This window comes from Pseudoalteromonas sp. Angola-30 (assembly GCF_028599215.1).
GTDB classification, from domain to species: Bacteria; Pseudomonadota; Gammaproteobacteria; order Enterobacterales; family Alteromonadaceae; genus Pseudoalteromonas; species Pseudoalteromonas atlantica.
In genome coordinates this window covers 219,509-238,464 of the sequence record NZ_JAQREI010000001.1, presented here as the reverse complement: position 1 = coordinate 238,464, position 18,956 = coordinate 219,509, and the positions used below count along the sequence as shown (strand labels likewise).

Annotated in this window: 15 protein-coding genes; 9 read left to right on the top strand and 6 right to left on the bottom strand. The window is 42.3% G+C overall.

All coding sequences use genetic code 11. From position 1 onward, the window contains the following. Window positions 1-84: 84 nt before the first annotated feature. The 4 genes from PSH54_RS01075 to trhP form a co-directional block, all read right to left on the bottom strand. Entirely contained in the window at window positions 85-3,012 is a 2,928-nt protein-coding gene (locus PSH54_RS01075; RefSeq protein ID WP_273605223.1) for a TonB-dependent receptor, read from the bottom strand. Window positions 3,013-3,481: 469 nt separating this feature from the next. Beyond that, window positions 3,482-4,807 (bottom strand): methyl-accepting chemotaxis protein, encoded by a 1,326-nt coding sequence (locus PSH54_RS01070; protein WP_273605222.1) that lies wholly within the window; start codon window positions 4,805-4,807, stop codon window positions 3,482-3,484. A 132-nt stretch (window positions 4,808-4,939) separates the two neighbouring features. After that, window positions 4,940-5,194: a YfhL family 4Fe-4S dicluster ferredoxin gene (locus PSH54_RS01065; RefSeq protein WP_004586998.1), complete on the bottom strand. Its 255-nt coding sequence runs from the start codon at window positions 5,192-5,194 to the stop codon at window positions 4,940-4,942. 8 nt (window positions 5,195-5,202) lie between these two features. Continuing rightward, window positions 5,203-6,594, bottom strand: coding sequence for a prephenate-dependent tRNA uridine(34) hydroxylase TrhP (trhP, locus tag PSH54_RS01060; RefSeq protein ID WP_273605221.1), 1,392 nt, complete (start codon window positions 6,592-6,594; stop codon window positions 5,203-5,205). A 217-nt stretch (window positions 6,595-6,811) separates the two neighbouring features. Here trhP and ndk point away from each other — a divergent pair, with 217 nt between their 5' ends. The 9 genes from ndk (at window position 6,812) to der (ending at window position 17,620) form a co-directional block, all read left to right on the top strand. Further along, window positions 6,812-7,243 (top strand): nucleoside-diphosphate kinase, encoded by a 432-nt coding sequence (ndk, locus tag PSH54_RS01055; RefSeq protein ID WP_004586996.1) that lies wholly within the window; start codon window positions 6,812-6,814, stop codon window positions 7,241-7,243. Window positions 7,244-7,427: 184 nt separating this feature from the next. Further along, window positions 7,428-8,558, top strand: coding sequence for a bifunctional tRNA (adenosine(37)-C2)-methyltransferase TrmG/ribosomal RNA large subunit methyltransferase RlmN (locus tag PSH54_RS01050; RefSeq protein ID WP_004586995.1), 1,131 nt, complete (start codon window positions 7,428-7,430; stop codon window positions 8,556-8,558). 126 nt (window positions 8,559-8,684) lie between these two features. Then, entirely contained in the window at window positions 8,685-10,556 is a 1,872-nt protein-coding gene (gene pilW, locus PSH54_RS01045) for a type IV pilus biogenesis/stability protein PilW (RefSeq protein ID WP_273605220.1), read from the top strand. Then, window positions 10,553-11,449 carry a RodZ domain-containing protein gene (locus tag PSH54_RS01040; protein WP_273605219.1) on the top strand — a complete coding sequence of 299 codons (897 nt, stop codon included), beginning with the start codon at window positions 10,553-10,555 and terminating at the stop codon, window positions 11,447-11,449. Before pilW ends, PSH54_RS01040 begins: the two co-directional genes overlap by 4 nt. A gap of 5 nt (window positions 11,450-11,454) precedes the next feature. Beyond that, on the top strand, window positions 11,455-12,573 hold the full coding sequence (gene ispG / locus PSH54_RS01035; protein WP_004586992.1) for a flavodoxin-dependent (E)-4-hydroxy-3-methylbut-2-enyl-diphosphate synthase: 1,119 nt from the start codon (window positions 11,455-11,457) through the stop codon (window positions 12,571-12,573). 396 nt (window positions 12,574-12,969) lie between these two features. Then, on the top strand, window positions 12,970-14,250 hold the full coding sequence (gene hisS / locus PSH54_RS01030) for a histidine--tRNA ligase (RefSeq protein WP_273605218.1): 1,281 nt from the start codon (window positions 12,970-12,972) through the stop codon (window positions 14,248-14,250). Window positions 14,251-14,269: 19 nt separating this feature from the next. After that, entirely contained in the window at window positions 14,270-14,890 is a 621-nt protein-coding gene (locus tag PSH54_RS01025; protein WP_273605217.1) for a YfgM family protein, read from the top strand. A gap of 10 nt (window positions 14,891-14,900) precedes the next feature. Continuing rightward, on the top strand, window positions 14,901-16,079 hold the full coding sequence (bamB, locus tag PSH54_RS01020) for an outer membrane protein assembly factor BamB (RefSeq protein WP_004586989.1): 1,179 nt from the start codon (window positions 14,901-14,903) through the stop codon (window positions 16,077-16,079). A gap of 74 nt (window positions 16,080-16,153) precedes the next feature. Further along, the gene (gene der, locus PSH54_RS01015; RefSeq protein WP_004586988.1) at window positions 16,154-17,620 is read left to right on the top strand and encodes a ribosome biogenesis GTPase Der; all 1,467 of its coding nucleotides are present in this window, start codon (window positions 16,154-16,156) and stop codon (window positions 17,618-17,620) included. A gap of 107 nt (window positions 17,621-17,727) precedes the next feature. Here der and PSH54_RS01010 read toward each other — a convergent pair whose 3' ends face one another. Beyond that, complete coding sequence (locus PSH54_RS01010; protein ID WP_273605216.1) at window positions 17,728-18,228, bottom strand: TFIIB-type zinc ribbon-containing protein; 501 nt, start codon at window positions 18,226-18,228, stop codon at window positions 17,728-17,730. A gap of 31 nt (window positions 18,229-18,259) precedes the next feature. Further along, window positions 18,260-18,847: a DUF4202 domain-containing protein gene (locus PSH54_RS01005; protein WP_273589222.1), complete on the bottom strand. Its 588-nt coding sequence runs from the start codon at window positions 18,845-18,847 to the stop codon at window positions 18,260-18,262. Window positions 18,848-18,956 lie beyond the last annotated feature (109 nt).

Below are 18,956 nucleotides of genomic sequence, written 5' to 3'. Positions count from 1 at the left end.
CATCCTTTTATAATAATTTCATCATAATAGTCATGCTATTCATTAACAAGGTTAGTGTGCTAAAAACGTATAGTGGGCTTTTATTTAAAAACTATAATTTATACCCGCGTAGTAGCGTCTACCTGAGTAACTTGAACTTAATAAACGCGCTTCGCTATCATCACCTAAACGCGTAACAGTTTCCGATTTAGTTAAGTTAATAACAGAGGCTGTTAAACTTAAGCCATCAGAAATATTAATGGCGGCATTTACATCAACTTGCTCGTAAGGGTCTTGGTATACATTTAAACCGCTATTTAAGCCAAGTACTGTTTCGCCGCGTTTATTGTACGACGCGCGAAGAGTAAAGTACTCGCCTTCGTAATAAGCAGAGGTGTTGTACTGGTATTTAGCGCTTCCAATTAATGGCGATTGGCCAAATTCTTCACCATTTACACTTACATCGGCTTTATTGGTTTTGTTATAGGTGTAATTAGCATAAAAACCAAAACCACCTGCAAATGCATGTTGAATAAATACTTCGGCCCCTTTTGATACCGCATCGGTGCCGTTACCCACTGTGCTGTATGGCGCAACGGTAATGAAACCGCGCTCTACTATATTGTCTTTGCCTGCAAACTCTTGCTGCATATCTATTACCAGCGGCACAACAAAGTTATCAACCTTTTTATGAAACAACGCTAACCCCAATGCAGAGCCCTCGGCGTAATAATATTCAATAGATAAATCGGCCTGCACTGATTCAAAAGGTTTTAAATTTTTATTACCGCCACTGCCACTAAAACCTGCAAGTTCGTTGAATGCGGCTCTGTCTTCTGCCCATTCATTTGATACAAACGTAATACGCTGCTGCGAGCCTAAATCGCTGTAATCTGGTCGTGCCATCACTTTAGCAATAGCGCCTCTAATCACTAAATCGTCGGTGGCATCCCACGCTATGTTAAAGCTTGGTAGAATTTGTGTGTCGGTGTTTTTTTGTGTAACCAACTGATAATCTTCTACAAAACGCGCATCGCCAGTTACCGGCTCGCCTGTTTCATCATTGGTGTGATCAAGTTGATAAGTATATAAATCGGTAGAAGAGGTTAAGGTTTTAGTTTGTACTACGCGCACACCTAAATTACCTCTTACTTCACTAAATTCAAAATCGCCTTGAATGTAAAACGCTGATATTTTTTCTTCAATATCGTATACAAAGTTATCTTCTATGCGGGTATAAGGCGTGTAGTTGTCGGTTACTAAATCTCGGTATTTATCCCAATCTATGCTGGGCATTTGGTTTATATTAAACCCGCCAACTATATTGGTTTGATTAATAAACACATCCTCGGCAAGTGGCATACCGCCATTCCATTGGTAGCTATCAAATTGCGTTATACCTTGCTCACTCGCTTCACCTTCAGCAATATCAAAGTTAGGATCTAAAAAAAACGTATTACCGGTCTCGCGGTGTAAGTTGGCATGGCGATATTTAGCCCCGGTTCTAATCGTTTTTAAAAATCCCCAATCAACATAAAAGTCGATGTCGGCTTGATAATAATCCTCTTCGAGTTCGCTGCGCACAAAGCTTGAATTTGACGAACCAGCATCACGCCCGCCGCCTAAGCCACTTTGCAAGTTAGCTAATGTGTTGGGATCAATACTCAGCGATACATTATTTTCATTTAAAGACCACGCAGCGCTTTGCGATGCGTTTTGAATAACGGTTTCGTTTTCACCGGCGTTTGAGCTTTTATAAGCGGCTTCCCAGCTTTCTTCAGGGCCGCCCTCAGATTGGGTGTTACCAATAACAAAGCGGGCTTTAAAGCTATCGCCTTCATAGGTTAAATTAAAATCGATAGTATCGGAGGTAGACTCTTCTCGTACATAGCTGCCACGCATCCACGGAAATTGCATATCGTTTTCAACACCGCTAGCACTGGCATTGTATTGCATACCCGTTGCAATGGTGCCTGTTTCATCCAGGTTTACTGCGCTTAAAAAGTCAGGATTGAGTGACCACTCAGGAATATCAATGACTGATTCGGTTCTGTCTTGTCCAAGTGTAAAACCAAAGTAGTTAAATCCTAGTTCTAAGCGATTAGTTGGGCGCCATTGTGTACTAAATTGAATACCTTCACGCTCACGTTTTTCATTAAGCACAGAGCCACGTACAACTTGCGGAAACCACACGTCATCATAACGATTACCGCTGGCATCACTTATCGTATCCCAACCGTTATTGTTATCAACGGCATTACCATTAATATCAGTAGGTTGACCGCCACCCGTGTAACGCCATACATTTGCATCGGTGCTGCCTGTTAAAGTGCGATTAGTACGCTCTTGATAGGTATAACCCACCAATACGCCAAAGGTGTCGTCGTCATTTTTCCACGAATATAAGCCACTAAATTGCGGCTCGTACTCTTTTGTCACATCGGCGTAAGTAGATTCAACGTTAAATACACCTGAGTTTGCCTCCATGCTTAAAGGCTTGCGGCTATGCATTAATACTGTGCCGCCCACGCCGCCTTCATCTAAACGCGCTTCTGGCGATTTATACACTTCTACGCTTTCTATCATGGCAGAGGGCAGTAAAGTGTAATCGAACGAGCGAGAAGGCTCCCCGGGTGATGAGGCTATAAAATTGCCATTAAGCTGAGTAAATGTAAGCTCAGATGATAAACCACGAATACTCACCGATGCCCCTTCTCCGCCATCGCGTTCAATAACAACGCCAGGTACTCGCTGCAACGAATCCGCTACATTTTTATCAGGAAATTTGCCAATATCTTCGGCAGTAATTGCATCCACCACAGAGCCAGACATACGCTTAACATCTAAGTTCTCAGCCATGCTTGAACGTATACCCCGTACTTCAATTACTTCCATATTTTTTTTAAGCAGTGTTTTAGCATTTTGTGAGGCAGCATCATCAGCTAAGCTAAATGGGCTTGAGGTAATAAGTGATGCGCAAAATAAAGATTTATATACTTTAGATAAAGGGTAATGACGTAGGCAATTAATCATTTTTACAGCTATTCCATTTACATTGCTTAGGCTAAGCAAATCAGTGATCCATTAGCGTATTGCAGTACGTAATGGCAAATTGCTGCAAAGTTTACATGGCGAAACTTAATGTATTGTTAACACCTGGCTTAATTTAGCCTCAACTGTGGTTAAAAAATAACTCACACCTCACTATTTAACCTTATTAGGGTTTATGCACCCGTTTTTAAGCTATTTAATGCTACCTAAGGTGAAAATAACACCTTGTTATAAAAATATTACCCGCCGCTTTACTTCACCTAAACTCTGGTTAAGAGACTTACTAACAAATTAAATTACAGAGATAGTTAAATTTATTTTCTCTAACCAGAGATAGGTTTATTATCCACAGTTCAAATTACTTAATATGTGCCGGTACGCATTCTTGTTAAAGCAAAAAACCGCTTTCGCGGTTTTATTTTATGCTTGTTGTTTTAACGTATTTACTCAATCAGTTATTAGAGTTTAATTGGCTGGTAAATTGCCCTACCGCGTTTACCACTTTTTGGGCTCCATCTTGAATTTCTGCCATAACCTCACCCGACTCTTTAGAAAGCGCTAAACCTTGCTCTGCTTTTTCTTTGCCTTGCTCAATAACCGCTACCGTACTTTGGGTTTGTGACTGATTACGCTGTACCACTTCCACAATTTCTTCTGTTGCTTTTGATGTTCTTGACGCTAAATGCCTTACTTCATCAGCAACCACAGCAAACCCGCGCCCTTGCTCTCCTGCACGCGCAGCCTCTATTGCAGCATTGAGTGCAAGTAAGTTTGTTTGCTCGGCAATACTACTTATGCTTTGCACTATGCTGGCTATTTGTTGAGATTGTTGATCCAGCGCCGAAATTTCGTTAGCTGCTTGTTCCATATTTACAGCCAGCTCGTTCATAACAGATACGGTTTCTTGTAATACGCAGCTGCCACGCTCTGCGGTTTTATCTGTTTCTGTAGAGGTGCCATAGGCTATTTCGGCTGCTTGCGAAATAGCAATTTCACGGTTTACTTGCTCAGTAATTACGGTGGCAAATTTCATTACTTTATAAAGCTGATCCGCATCATTCGATATAGGGTTGTAGGTGGCTTCTAACCAAATTACATTGCCATATTTATCTATGCGTTTAAACCTGTCGGCAATAAATTGGCCTTGCCTAAGCTTGCTCCAAAACTGTTGGTATTCAGCCGAATTAGCTTCTTCGGTTTCACAAAACACGCGGTGATGCTGGCCAAGTATTTCTGATTCACTGTACCCCATGGCTGACAAAAACTGATCGTTTGCCGTCAACACATGCCCCTGCAAATCAAATTCAATCACAGCCATAGAGCGATAAATCGCTTTTATTGTGTCGCTTTGTTCACGAGAGGTTGTAATGGTTTTAGTAAGTACGGTGCCAAACACCGAAAAATATAATAACTGATTTTGCTCACCCACCACTGGGTGCACAATTAATCTTAGCCACTCTGCATTGCCATCTTGGCGAACAAATTCAATAGCCCCACTCCAGTGGCCTTCTTTTTGGAATGCTTTTTCAAGTTCTGCGTATTCAGGTGATAGCCGCGACTGATCAGCAATAAAATCGCCTAGCTGATTATTTGTTAAATTATCTTCGTTATAACCTAATGCGTTTAAAAAGTTATCGTTAGCATGCGAAATTCGCCCATCATAAAGTACATTAAGTACCAGCATTTCTTTGTAAAGCCCTTCCCACACTTGCTCTAAAGGGTACAACTGGGCTTTTAAAGCGGCTATTTCGTTTTGCTTACCTTTTGAAAAAAACATTAATTTCCCTACCAAAAAACACTAAATCAAGTTACTTCCAGTATAGGAGGTATTAATGATAACGCGATAATTAATAAGTAGTTTAAGCTAATTTTTTGCTAAATTTGTAAGCATATGTTCCTTTTTATGTGTTCAGCCTTCACTTTCAACTAGGTTTACATACTTTTGTGCGAGCTGCTCAAGTGACTCCCTATTTAAAGGATCGCTTTTAATGCAATTAATAGGGCACACTATGACACACGTTGGTTTATCGTAATGCCCCACACATTCAGTGCACTTATCTGGGTCTATTTGATAAATTTTTGACCCCATAAAAATCGCGCTGTTGGGGCACTCATCTACACATACATCGCAGTTAATGCATTTATTATTTATAAATAGTGCCATGCTAGCGCTTACTCACTTGCTACTTTTTTATAGGGGTTGCGGGTATCTTGGTGCTCATCTAAATTTCGCATTAATATTGCGTGCTCTAAATTAATGCGTGTATCTAATCGAATTTTAACGTGATGCCCAGAGCCTTTGGCATCGGTAATACTTTCGCCCTTTTTGTTTTGCATATATTCAAGTTCAAAAATAATGTTCCCTTGTGGTGTCATAAGCTCTAAAGAATGCCCAACGCAGAATTTATTTTTTACCTCTATTTCAACTAAACCATCAGCATGGCGCCCTATTACTTCCCCAACAAATTGCTGCTTAGTTGATACAGAGTGACCGTATTCGTAGTTTTGATAATCTTGATGGGCATGGCGCTTTAAAAAGCCCTCGGTGTAGCCTCTATGCGCTAAGTTCTCAAGTGTTTTAAATAAGTGAGTATCGAATGGTTTACCCGAAGCCGCATCGTCTATGGCTTTACGGTATACTTGCGCGGTGCGCGCTACGTAATAAAACGATTTAGTCCGCCCTTCTATTTTTAAACTATGTACGCCCATTTTTGTAAGCTGCTCTACGTATTGCACGGCGCGTAAATCTTTTGAGTTCATAATATAGGTGCCGTGTTCGTCCTCAAAGGCTGGCATATACTCCCCTGGGCGCCCTTGCTCTTCAAGCATGTAAATATTATTTGTTGGCGCACCTTCACCAAGGGTAGGAATAACCTGTTTAGGATCAATTTTATGCACCATCTCACCCGTTTCGTTTTCAACCCCTGATTTTACATCGTAACTCCAACGACAAGCATTCGTGCAAGTGCCTTGGTTAGGGTCGCGCTTGTTAATATAACCCGAGAGCAAACAGCGCCCAGAATACGCCATACATAACGCCCCATGTACAAACACCTCAAGCTCAGTATTTGGGCAAAGCGTACGTATTTCTTTTATTTCTTCAAGTGATAGCTCGCGGGATAAAATAACTCGCTCAATACCTTGTTTTGCCCAAAATTGAACACTTGCATAATTAACTGCATTTGCTTGCACCGATAAGTGAATAGGCATGGCTGGCCACTTTTCACGTACCAGCATAATTAACCCCGGATCTGACATAATCAGCGCATCGGGTCCCATAGCAATCACAGGTTCTATATCACGTAAATACGATTTAACCTTTGCGTTATGCGGAGCAATATTTGAGACCACATAAAACTTTTTATTTTGCGCATGGGCTTCATTAATCCCTATTTGTAATGTCTCTAAATCAAACTCATTATTACGTACCCGCAAACTGTAGCGAGGCTGGCCGGCGTAAACAGCATCGGCTCCATATGCAAAGGCGTAGCGCATGTTTTTTAAGCTCCCCGCAGGGCATAACAGTTCGGGAATAAAAGAAGTTACAGAAGAAACAGCTGGCATATGCGCTCCGTACAGCTAACCGAGTACACGTCGGTTACATGATTAATTAATTTACAAGCGCGGCATTATAAATGCGCTAAACATTGTGCTTTTGATCAAGATCATAAAACTGCAACCAAACTGGTTTTTAATAAAATTAGGTTTTTTCAATTAAAACGCGTATAATTCGCGCCCGTAAATATTCACACTTTTATTTAAAAATTATTGGAGCATAAAGATGGCTTTAGAGCGTACTTTCTCAATCGTAAAACCTGATGCAGTAGCAAAAAACCACATCGGCGCAATCTACAACCGTTTCGAAACTGCGGGTCTTAAAATCGTTGCAGCTAAAATGGTTCACCTTTCAAAAGAGAAAGCTGAAGGTTTCTACGCAGAGCACAGCGAGCGTCCTTTCTTCGGTGCTTTAGTATCTTTCATGACATCTGGTCCAGTAATGGTTACCGTTCTTGAAGGCGAAAACGCTGTTCTTAAAAACCGTGAAATCATGGGCGCTACTAACCCTGCTGAAGCACTAGCTGGTACTTTACGTGCAGACTACGCTGATAGCATCGACGAAAACGCTGTTCACGGTTCTGACGCTGTTGAATCTGCTGCTCGCGAAATCGCGTACTTCTTCGCTGACGAAGAGCTTTGCCCACGTACTCGTTAATTCGAGTTTTACAGTTAACGCTGTAATGCAAAGTAAGAAAAGGGCTTTCGAGCCCTTTTTTAGTCATTACGTAAAGTATCCTTAAATGCATTTTTGATATTTTACTTAATGATTAAAGTGGGTGAATTGTGTACAATTCGCCCTTGTAAATTTTATCTCCACCGTCACCGATTGAGGTTGTTTCATGACCGAGCAAAAAAAGATTAACTTATTAGATTTAAACCGAGATGCAATGCGCGAGCTATTTGTATCATTCGGTGAAAAGCCATTTCGTGGCGACCAGGTGATGAAATGGATTTATCATTTTGGCGTTGATAACTTTGACGACATGAGCAACGTTAATAAAAAGCTTAAAGAAAAGCTTAAAAACGAATGCGAAATTGTTGCGCCAGAAATCTCTGTACGCCAACAAGCAAGCGACGGCACAATTAAGTACGCATTAGTGCTTGATGGCGGCCAAGAAGTTGAAGCTGTATGGATCCCAGAAAAAGACCGCGCCACTTTGTGTGTATCTTCGCAAGTGGGTTGTGCCCTTGAGTGCACGTTTTGTTCAACTGCGCAACAAGGCTTTAACCGTAACCTTAAAGTGTCTGAAATTATTGGCCAAGTTTGGCGTGTAGCTAAAGACATAGGCCTTGATGGCAACAGCGAAAAACGCCCAGTTACCAACGTTGTAATGATGGGTATGGGCGAGCCTCTACTTAATATTAAAAACGTAGTGCCGGCAATGGAACTTATGATGGACGATTGGGGCTTTGGCTTATCTAAGCGCCGCGTAACATTAAGTACCTCAGGGGTTGTACCTGCCCTTGATTTATTAAAAGAAAAAATAGACGTAGCACTTGCTATTTCTCTTCACGCACCCGATAACGCTCTGCGTGACGTACTTGTACCAATTAATAAAAAGTACCCAATTGAAGAATTTTTAGCCGCGTGTCGTCGTTATATCGATGGCTCTAAAGCAAATAAAGACGTGACCATTGAATACGTTATGCTAAATGGCGTTAACGACAGCACCGACCAAGCACATGAGCTGGTTAAAACGCTTAAAGGTACACCTTCTAAAGTTAACCTTATTCCGTTTAACCCGTTCCCGGGTAACGAATACACGCGCTCTAGCAACAGCCGTATTGACCGTTTTTCTAAGGTTTTACAAGCCGCGGGGATTACGTGTATTGTGCGCCGTACTCGTGGTGACGATATTGACGCCGCCTGTGGGCAACTAGCCGGCGATGTTGTTGACCGTACTAAACGTATGGCGAAAAAGAAAATGCGCGACGATAACGCAATTAGCGTAAATATCCAGCAAGCATAAGCCTGTAACCACCCTGCGTATATTTCCTATGCAGGGTGGTTAAGTTGTTTATTTTTAAATAAATGATGCAACACTAAGGGTTTTAGGTAAGATAGGCGCTATGGATAGAAAAACAGAGACAAGGTAATGCGATCTTTACTTGCTTTAACACTTTCAACACTTGCCCTTACAGGGTGCGTAAGTGAAAGTAGTTATAACGGCAGTGACAAACCCGTCGTCGAAAACAAAATCAATAATGCAGGCGCAGCACGCACTCGTATCGCCCTCGCTTTACAATACTTAGAAACTGGCAACAACTCGCAAGCAAAGTATAACCTTGAGCGAGCTATAGAATTTGCCCCAAATCTACCTGAAGTACATTACTCTCTTGCTTATTATTACCAACAAGTAGGCGAAAAAGAGCGTGCCGATAAAGCCTATCAAAAAGCATTAGCAATTAAGCCTGACGATCCGAACACGCTTAATAACTACGGTGTGTTTTTATGTAGTATTGAAGAGTATGACCGCGCGACCGATCAGTTTTTAAAAGCAATTGATATTCCAAGCTATATTCGCGTTGCCGAAAGCTACGAAAACCTTGCATTATGTGCCATAGAATTTAACGACTTTGAAAATGCAGAGAGTTACTTTAAACAAGCACTTAATCACAGCTCGCAACGTACATCGACCCTAATAAGCTTAGCCGCCCTTTTTTATGCTAAAAGCGATTTACATAAAGCCAGCGAAGTATTAAAGCGTCATGACGACACCGGCCGAGTGTCTGCACGGGCTTTATTGCTTGGTTATTTAATTAAGCAGCGCATGGGCAGAATAGAAGAAGCAGAAAAAATTGCCGCCACCATAATGCAAACTTACCCAACCAGTAAGCAAGCCTATGCCATTCGCGATAATCGTACTAAACAAACTGAGTTTGAAATACTGCGCGAAAAATACCGTAAAGCGCAGCTCGAAGAGCTTCAAGAGCAGTATGGCGAAGAGCAAATCAGTGTTGAGCAACCAAAAATTAAAATTATCCGTAAAAAGCGCCCAACTACCGATAATTCGACCAGCTTAATTTCTCCAGGGGTTGAGCCTTCAAGCCCAGTATTAAATGAGACGGCAAAAGCACAGGCAACCATTGCCGCAGCAAACAAACAAAAAACCGTAGCTGAGCAAAATGATGACGCTGCCACTTTCACGCCAGCGGCTCAACCAACGCAGGCTAAAGTAGCGACAACAACAAAAGCAGTAGTGCCAGCTGCGGCAGCGGCTCCAACCGTAACAAATACTGCCCAAGTAGCAACTACAACTACAACATCTGCGCCTGCAGAATCTAATACAGATACCGCAGCGGTGCTTTTGGCTTTAACAACGGATCACCAAGCGCAACAAACGTCTACTCCCACAGCTGAGCCGCCAAAAGCCGTCGCTAAACAAGCAGCCCAAGATGATGACGAAGTAAAAATAATTTCATTTGGTGCGCCAAAACAAGCTAACTTTAACACCTCACAAAATACACGCCCTGCTGCAAATGGCCCACAAAATACGGGCTTAAATAATTCGGTAGTATTTTATGAGGCTAAAAAAGACAGTGCGGTATTTAGTAATAACCCATACAGCGACAGTAACGACATTACACTAAAAAACTACCAACCAAGTGTAAAACAAGAGCCTCCCATGCTTAATCCAAAAGTCCCCCCTTTAAAGGTGCCTTTTCATATTATTGAGTTTGGTGAAAACCTATTTAGCATTTCAGTGCGATACAATGTTAAACTACAAAAACTCCTGCAGTGGAATGGTCTAAAGGAGTCGGATCGTGTTATCAACGGAAGTAAAATTTACTTAAACGATCCTAATATTTATTACGAGATTAAAGCTGGCGATACCCTTTACGACATAGCTACCCAGCGGCATGTATTAATTGATGAATTAATGCGATGGAATAAATTAAGCCCAGATATAGAACTTACACCTGGGCACAGACTATTACTAGTGGATCCAAATTCGTACCTATTATGACAGAAGAAACTACGCAACAAAGCGATGAGCCAAGTGTTGGGCAACTATTAAAAGCGCATAGAGAGCAGGCTAATGTAAGCTTAGAGTCACTTACTGGCCCACTTAAGCTTTCTATTTCTCAGCTGCAACGCTTAGAAAGCGATCAGTACCAAACGTTAGGCCCAATTACCTTTGTAAAAGGCTACATTAAAAACTATTGCCGTGAACTACACGTCGATAGCGCCCCTATATTAGCTAAATTGCCTGCACCGCCCGAGCCTACTAAGCCGGCTAACATGCAAAGCTTTTCGCGCCGCACAGAAAAAGAAGCCCACGACAGCCGCCTAATGCTGGTGAGCTACATTATTTTAGCCATTGTTATTGGCTCATCTGCCTTATGGTTTTGGCAAAATGCTACGCCTATCGATGAGCAAACAAGCACAATCAATATTGAAAATTCAATTTTAGATAACCAGCAAAATAACAACGCGCTAAATAACGAAAGCGAGAACACCTCGCAAATGCAAGCAACACAGGCAGTTGAGCGCACACCGGCTGTAATGCCTATAAGCGCTGAACAAGTCCCCTTAAGTGAAGCCGTTAATGCCACGGCGCCTATTGCCGCTAGCACCCAAACAGCCACTAACGAGCCCGACACGCAAAGTAACATCAGTACAATTAACATGGTGTTTAACGATGAGAGCTGGGTAGAAATACACGATGGCGAAGGTGAACGCATTGCATTTGGCGTAAAAAAAGCAGGCTATAAAATGGCTGTAAGCGGTACCCCGCCTTTTTCAGTTGTGCTGGGTAAGCACGACGTAGTTAGTGTTTCTCTAAACGGCGAACCAGTTGATATTTCTGGTTATCCTAAAAATCGTTTAGCCAAATTTAAATTACCATTAGCAGAGTAGTCGCTATGTTTTCAGAATCTCCAATTAAACGCAGAAAATCAACCCGCATCAATGTAGGCAACGTGCCTATTGGTGACGGTGCCCCTATTGCCGTGCAGTCGATGACCAATACCGACACCATGGATATAGATGCCACGGTAGCGCAAATCCAAGCAATACAAGATGCCGGCGCCGATATAGTGCGTGTATCTGTACCAACTATGGATGCAGCAGAAGCGTTTAAAAGTATAAAAGAGCAAGTTAGTATACCGCTTGTAGCCGATATTCACTTTGATTACCGCATAGCGTTAAAAGTGGCAAAATACGGCGTGGATTGCCTACGTATAAATCCAGGGAATATAGGCAGTGAAGAGCGCATTAGAGCCGTTGTAGACTCAGCGCGCGAGCATAATATTCCTATTCGTATTGGTGTAAATGGCGGCTCATTAGAGCGCGACCTACAAGAAAAATACGGCGAGCCAACTCCCGAGGCATTACTTGAATCAGCAATGCGCCATGTAGATATATTACGCCGCCTTGATTTTGACCAATTTAAAATATCGGTAAAAGCATCAGACGTATTTTTAGCTGTAGGCGCTTATCGTTTACTTGCTAAAGAAATAGATCAACCCCTACATTTAGGGATCACCGAAGCCGGCGGCATGCGCTCAGGTTCGGTTAAATCGGCTGTAGGCTTGGGCATGTTACTTGCCGAAGGTATTGGCGATACGCTACGTGTATCACTTGCTGCCGACCCAGTTCAAGAAATCAAAGTAGGTTTTGATATTTTAAAATCGCTGCGTATACGCTCTCGCGGAATTAACTTTATTGCCTGCCCTAGCTGCTCACGTCAAGAGTTTGATGTAGTGAGCACCATGAACCAGCTTGAAGAGCGCCTAGAAGATGTTGTTGAGCCAATGTCTGTTTCGGTAATTGGTTGTGTCGTTAACGGCCCAGGCGAAGCCCTAGTTAGTGATATTGGCCTTGCCGGTGCAAACCGCCGCTCAGGTTTATACATTAATGGCGAGCGTCAAAAAGCGCGTATTGATAACAACAACATTGTTGACCAGCTTGAAGGTTACGTGCGCGACTTTATTGCTCAAAAAGAGCAGCAAACACCTATCGACATTAAAATAGTCGAATAAATACCGTATAAAGCGCCAAACCACGCTGTTTGGCGTTTACCTTTATAGCTAGAGGATACCCAAACGACCCCAAGATACAGAATTCAGCGTTTCACAGGCTCTTAATATCAAGGCGTTACTTTGCAAGAATGGCAATCCCTTTTAAAAAGTAACAACGATGAGAGTAAGTGTCTGTGAAGCGCCCAATGGGTTGGTTTAAAAGCGATTTATACTGCGTTATTGATTTTAACAATAGAACCTCTATTACTTTCAATCAATGCCTTGCCTAAATCGCTTTTAATTCCAACGACGCTCGCATCATGGGGTCATTTGGGTATATAATGACGGGTCAATTTTTAGCATTCTTGTTGTGTAAGCATTTTTTTATTACACATAAACAGTAATTAGGATTTATCAGTGGCAAAACAAATTCAGGCAGTTCGCGGTATGAACGATTGTCTGCCGGGCGACACGCAAGTTTGGCAGAAAGTAGAAAACATTTTACGCGAGACAGTAGCATCGTTCGGTTATCAAGAAATTCGTTTTCCTATTGTAGAATCAACCGACTTATTTAAACGCTCTATTGGTGAAGTAACCGATATAGTAGAAAAAGAAATGTACACCTTTGCCGATCGTAACGGCGACATGCTAACCCTTCGCCCAGAAGGCACCGCAGTGTGTGTACGTGCAGGTAACCAAAATGGCTTGCTTTATAACCAAGAACAGCGCCTGTGGTACATGGGCCCGATGTTTCGTCATGAGCGCCCTCAAAAAGGCCGCTACCGTCAGTTTCACCAATTTGGTTTAGAAACATTTGGTATTGCCACAGCCGACATAGACGCAGAAGTTATTTTACTTACCGCGCAATTATGGAAAGCATTTGGCATTAACGAACACGTACGTTTAGAGCTTAACTCGTTAGGCTCTAACGAAGCACGTGCTGATTACCGCGATGCACTCGTTGCCTACCTTGAACAGCATACCGACGTGCTTGATGAAGATTCAAAGCGCCGTATGTACTCAAACCCATTACGTGTACTTGATAGCAAAAACCCAGACGTGCAAGCAATCTTAGTGGATGCGCCTAAATTGTCTGAGCATTTAGATGCTGAATCAAAAGAACATTTTGCAAATTTATGTGAACGTTTAGACGCAGCTGGCGTCATATACACGGTTAATGAAAAGTTAGTACGTGGTTTAGACTACTACAACCGCACCGTATTTGAATGGGTAACAGATAGCCTAGGTGCACAAGGTACAGTGTGTGCTGGCGGACGCTACGATGGCTTAGTTGAGCAACTTGGCGGCAAAGCAACGCCCGCAGTTGGTTTCGCTATGGGTCTAGAGCGCTTAGTACTGTTACTCCAAGCACTTGAGTGTGTAGGTGACATTCGCCGCAATGCTGATGTATATTTAGCGGCAATGGGCGACAAAGCCAGCGTACAAGCCCCAGCCATTGCAGCGCAACTGCGTTGCGACGTACCCGGTTTACGCGTTATGGTGCATGCCGGTGGCGGTAACTTTAAAAAACAACTAAAACGAGCTGATAAAAGCGATGCACTAGTGGCCGTTATTATTGGCGAAGATGAATTAGAAAAAGGCGTTGTGACCATAAAATATTTACGTGAGCGTAAAGAGCAAGTCACACTAGAATTAGAACAAGCTAAAGCGCTATTAGCTGAGCTTATCAATAGCTAAGCTAACTTAAGAGGTAATAATGGACATTTATTCAACAGAAGAACAACAAGCAGAAGCCATTAAGCGCTTTTTTCGCGAAAACGGTATTTCACTTGCGCTAGGTGTAATTGTAGGTTTAGGCGGCTTATACGGTTGGAAAGCATACAACCAAAACCAAATTACAACTGCTGAGCAAGCGTCTGACGAATATACAACACTTGTTCAAAGTGACGATGTACTTGGCGCAGCCGATACATTCATTAAAAACAACCAAGACACAAGCTATGCAACTTTAGCCGCTTTTGTTGCGGCAAAAGACGCTGTTGATGCAAAAAAATTAGACCTTGCTAGCGAAAAGCTTAGCTGGATTGTGACAAACGCCCAAAGCGAAGAGCTTAAAGCCATTGCCATTACGCGTTTAGCACGTATTCAACTTGCGCAAAGTAAATTTGACGAAGCCCTAAGTACATTAAACTCGCCACTACCAGAGGCATATAACGCCAATGTAGCTGAGCTAAAAGGCGATATTTACATTGCACAAGGTAATAAAGACCAAGCTCGCACTGCGTATCAAGCAGCTGCCGATGCAGGCGGTTTAACAACAAACCCTTTATTACAAATTAAATTAGACGACCTAGCAGTAATTAGCCCAGCAGCATAAGGTTTTAGGTATGAAAAAAATAACAACAGCAACTCTCGCACTGTGCATGGCAACGCTAATGGGTTGTTCATCAAGTGATGACGAAGACGAGTTAGTACTTCCTGAAATTGTTAATCAATTTGAAACAGACGTAGTGTGGCAAGAGTCGGTTGGCAGTGGTGTAGAACATTATTTTTCTCGCTTATCGCCTGCTGTATACAAAGACACTATTTATGTAGCTAGCCGCGAAGGCCAAATTGAAGCGCTTTCGCTTACCAATGGCGACACGTTATGGGAAACCGACGTACGTGAAGATTTATCGTTTTGGCCATGGTCAGATAACGGCACAGCTAAATTATCAGGCGGTATATTACAAGCTTATGGTAAAATTTACGTAGGCTCTGAGCACGGATTTATTATTGCCCTTGACCGCGAAACGGGTGAAGAAGTATGGCGTAAAAATGTGCCAGGCGAAGCGTTATCAAAACCAGCTGCGGGCGATGGCCTAATTTTTGTTAATTTAGGTTCGGGTAAACTATTAGCGCTGCACCCAGATACAGGCGAAGAACGCTGGAACTTTGAACAAGAAGTACCACCGCTTACATTGCGTGGCCAAAGCTCGCCAACTGTTGCAAACGGTGGTGTGTTAGTAGGCTTAGAAACAGGTAAATTAAGTGTACTCATTTCTGAGAGCGGTTATTCAGCATGGAGTGCAGAAATTGCCGTTGCTAAAGGCGCATCAGAATTTGAGCGTTTGGTTGATGTAGACACACAACCAATTATTAGCGGCCCTTACGCTTATGCTATTGCATACAACGGTAACCTAGCAGCGGTAGATATTCGCTCAGGCAATGTTGTATGGAAACGTGAATACAGCAGCTACCGCGAAATAGCGATGGATGCACAAACTATTTACCTAGTAGATAGCGAAGGCGTAATTTACGCATTAGATAAAAATTCAGGTATTGAACGTTGGAGCCAACCCGCTCTACGTGGATGGTACCTAACAGGCCCTGCAGTTGCAGGTAGCCACTTAGCTTTAGGTGACCAAGAAGGTAACCTGCATTGGCTAAACAAAGACACTGGCGAGTTAGTATCTCGTGAAGAATTTGACAGCTCAGGCTTTTTTGTTGAGCCGGTTGTAGCCGACGACAAGCTAATTTTATACACCCGTGATGGTGAAGTTAGTGTGGTAAACACCCCTAACTAACTAGCTAACACTTAAAGGTTTTTTGTAAGGCTTCGCACTGCGAAGCCTTTTGTTGTTTTTTAAAGAGGTAGTTTATGCTTCCCGTGATCGCTCTAGTTGGGCGACCCAATGTGGGCAAATCCACATTATTTAACCGTTTAACACGTACTCGTGATGCACTCGTAGCCGATTTTCCAGGTTTAACACGAGATAGAAAATATGGCCAAGCTAATTACGATGGCTATGAATTTATCGTGGTAGACACGGGTGGTATTGATGGCTCTGAAGAAGGCATCGAAACCGAAATGGCCGACCAGTCGTTACTTGCCATTGAAGAAGCCGATATTGTGTTGTTTTTGGTTGATGCCCGCGTAGGCATGACCGTTGCTGACCAAGCCATTGCTAATCACTTGCGCAAGCAAGAGAAAAAAAGCTTTGTAGTTGCCAACAAAACAGATGGCATTGACGCCGACTCAAACTGTGCAGAATTTTATCAATTATCATTAGGTAATATTCACCATATTGCAGCAGCACATGGGCGTGGTATTACACAGCTTTTAGAGCACACTTTACAGCCTGTAATTGCAGAGCTTGCTGCTCTTGATGAAGATGTAGCCGATGACGATGAAGAGTTAATCGACCTTTATCAAGAAGCTGAAGGCGACGATACAGACCATCAAGCGTTTGCCGATAAACCAGTAAAACTGGCTATTATTGGTCGTCCTAACGTAGGTAAGTCTACACTTACAAACCGTATACTCGGTGAAGAACGTGTAATTGTATACGATATGCCAGGCACCACCCGCGACTCTATTTATATTCCGATGACCCGTAACGACAAAGAATATATTTTAATAGATACCGCAGGTGTTCGTAAGCGTAAAAAAGTAAGCGACGTAGTTGAAAAGTTCTCAGTAATTAAAACGCTTCAAGCCATTGAAGATGCAAACGTTGTATTACTGGTTGTTGATGCTCGCGATGGTATTTCTGATCAAGACTTAAGCTTATTAGGTTTTGCGCTTAACTCAGGTCGTTCATTGGTTATTGCCGTGAACAAATGGGATGGGCTTGATGATTACGTTAAAGATCGCATTAAAACAGAGCTTGATCGCCGTTTAGGTTTTATTGATTTTGCACGCTTGCACTTTATATCTGCACTTCACGGTACAGGTGTTGGCCATTTATTTGAATCGGTTGACGAAGCGTACGAGTCAGCAACTAAACGTATTAGCACCGCAATGCTTCGCCGTATTATGGACATGGCACAGGCCGATCATCAACCGCCACTTGTTCGTGGTCGTCGTGTTAAGCTTAAATATGCGCATGCCGGTGGTTATAACCCGCCACGTATTGTAATTCACGGTAACCAAGTTCACGATTTACCAGATAGCTACAAACGCTACCTGATGAACTACTACCGTAAAGCACTTAAAATTATGGGCACCCCAATCAAAATTGAATTTAGAGAAGGTGATAACCCATTTGCAGGGCGTACTAACAAAGTAACGCTTTCGCAAAAGCGTAAAATACGTGCCTTTGCCAAAGAAAACCGTAATAAATAAATTCGTTAGAGTTAATTTACTACAAAAAACGGCGTACTTTTTAGTACGCCGTTTTTTATGCTTTATACCAATTAGCTTAATTAAGTGATCTATTTTGAGGCTTGGTATTAAAGATTAAGTAATGCCAATTGCACCAGCCGTTCAACGGTGGTGTCTTGGCTATTTTTAGGCGCTTTGGGGTAATACTTAGATTTTGGCGACTTAATAGTTATAAACCCATGATTGGTGGCCATTTCGTGCGCTAACAGCTTTCGCTCTTTGGGTGTTAGGTGGTTTTCATGTATTTTTGCAAGCTCGCCGCTATCAAGCCATATGCCAGCGCAACCTGGGCACTCGTCTATCTCAACCACTTTGAGCGGCGAAAAAAACCGGCGCATCATTACTATGCTTGGGCACTTTGGGCAATTTACTCGCGATGATACATCGCCCTCACCTTCAATGTAATTACTCAAATACTTAATTAGAACCTGACCATGCTTTAACTCAGGCGAGCTAAACTTAAAAATTTGGCTGTTATCAAAAAATACGCCGCCTTGCGCTGACGTAAAAACAGTAATGCCGCCAACAAGTAAAGGTTCAAGTGGCGTATTACTACGAGGACAATACATTTAAAATTCCTTTTTATTTATTTATGTTCTTTTACTCAAGCGCTTTATGAATAAGCCCAACAAGCGGCGCTGGCAATGTAATATTACCTGCAAGTACAAACTCATGCGCGTCATCTGACATTTTTTGCCATGTACGGCGAATAATACCTATCCATTTTTGCTCATCGTAATCAGGCTTACTATTAGCAAACCCGAGCATGTAATGCTCAATAAATACCAGGCTTGCTACGTCTTCTACTAATTGGCTGTCTGGGTTACGTTTAATATTTTTTTTAGCAACTGCATCGTACACTCTGTTTTGCTCAGCATCGCTGTACCCAGCTTGCTGCATAAGCGCAACAACGCTACTGGCATGAAATATATAAAGCGCACTGCGCCATTGATGATAGCCCTGCTTGTTCATTGCAAAGTCGCTACGCGGCGACTTCCAACGTTGTATATGCTGCCCACGCACTGCAATTTGCATGAGTTCATCGGCATCAGGCTTAAAGCGAGTTAGCATTTCGCTCATACGTTGTGAGTATAAATACTCTTTAGGGACACTCTCCCCATTAAATTGCTCACTGTTTGGGTCTTGGTTGTTTGCTTCATCAATTAAGGCGATTACTTTATTAAACATGACGGTCATTTTTTTATAATAAGTTTTAATCATTCTAAACGCTGATAAAACAATAAACTAGTGCGCCACTCAGTTACGCAGTGAAATTTGTTCAATCAAAAAGTAAAGC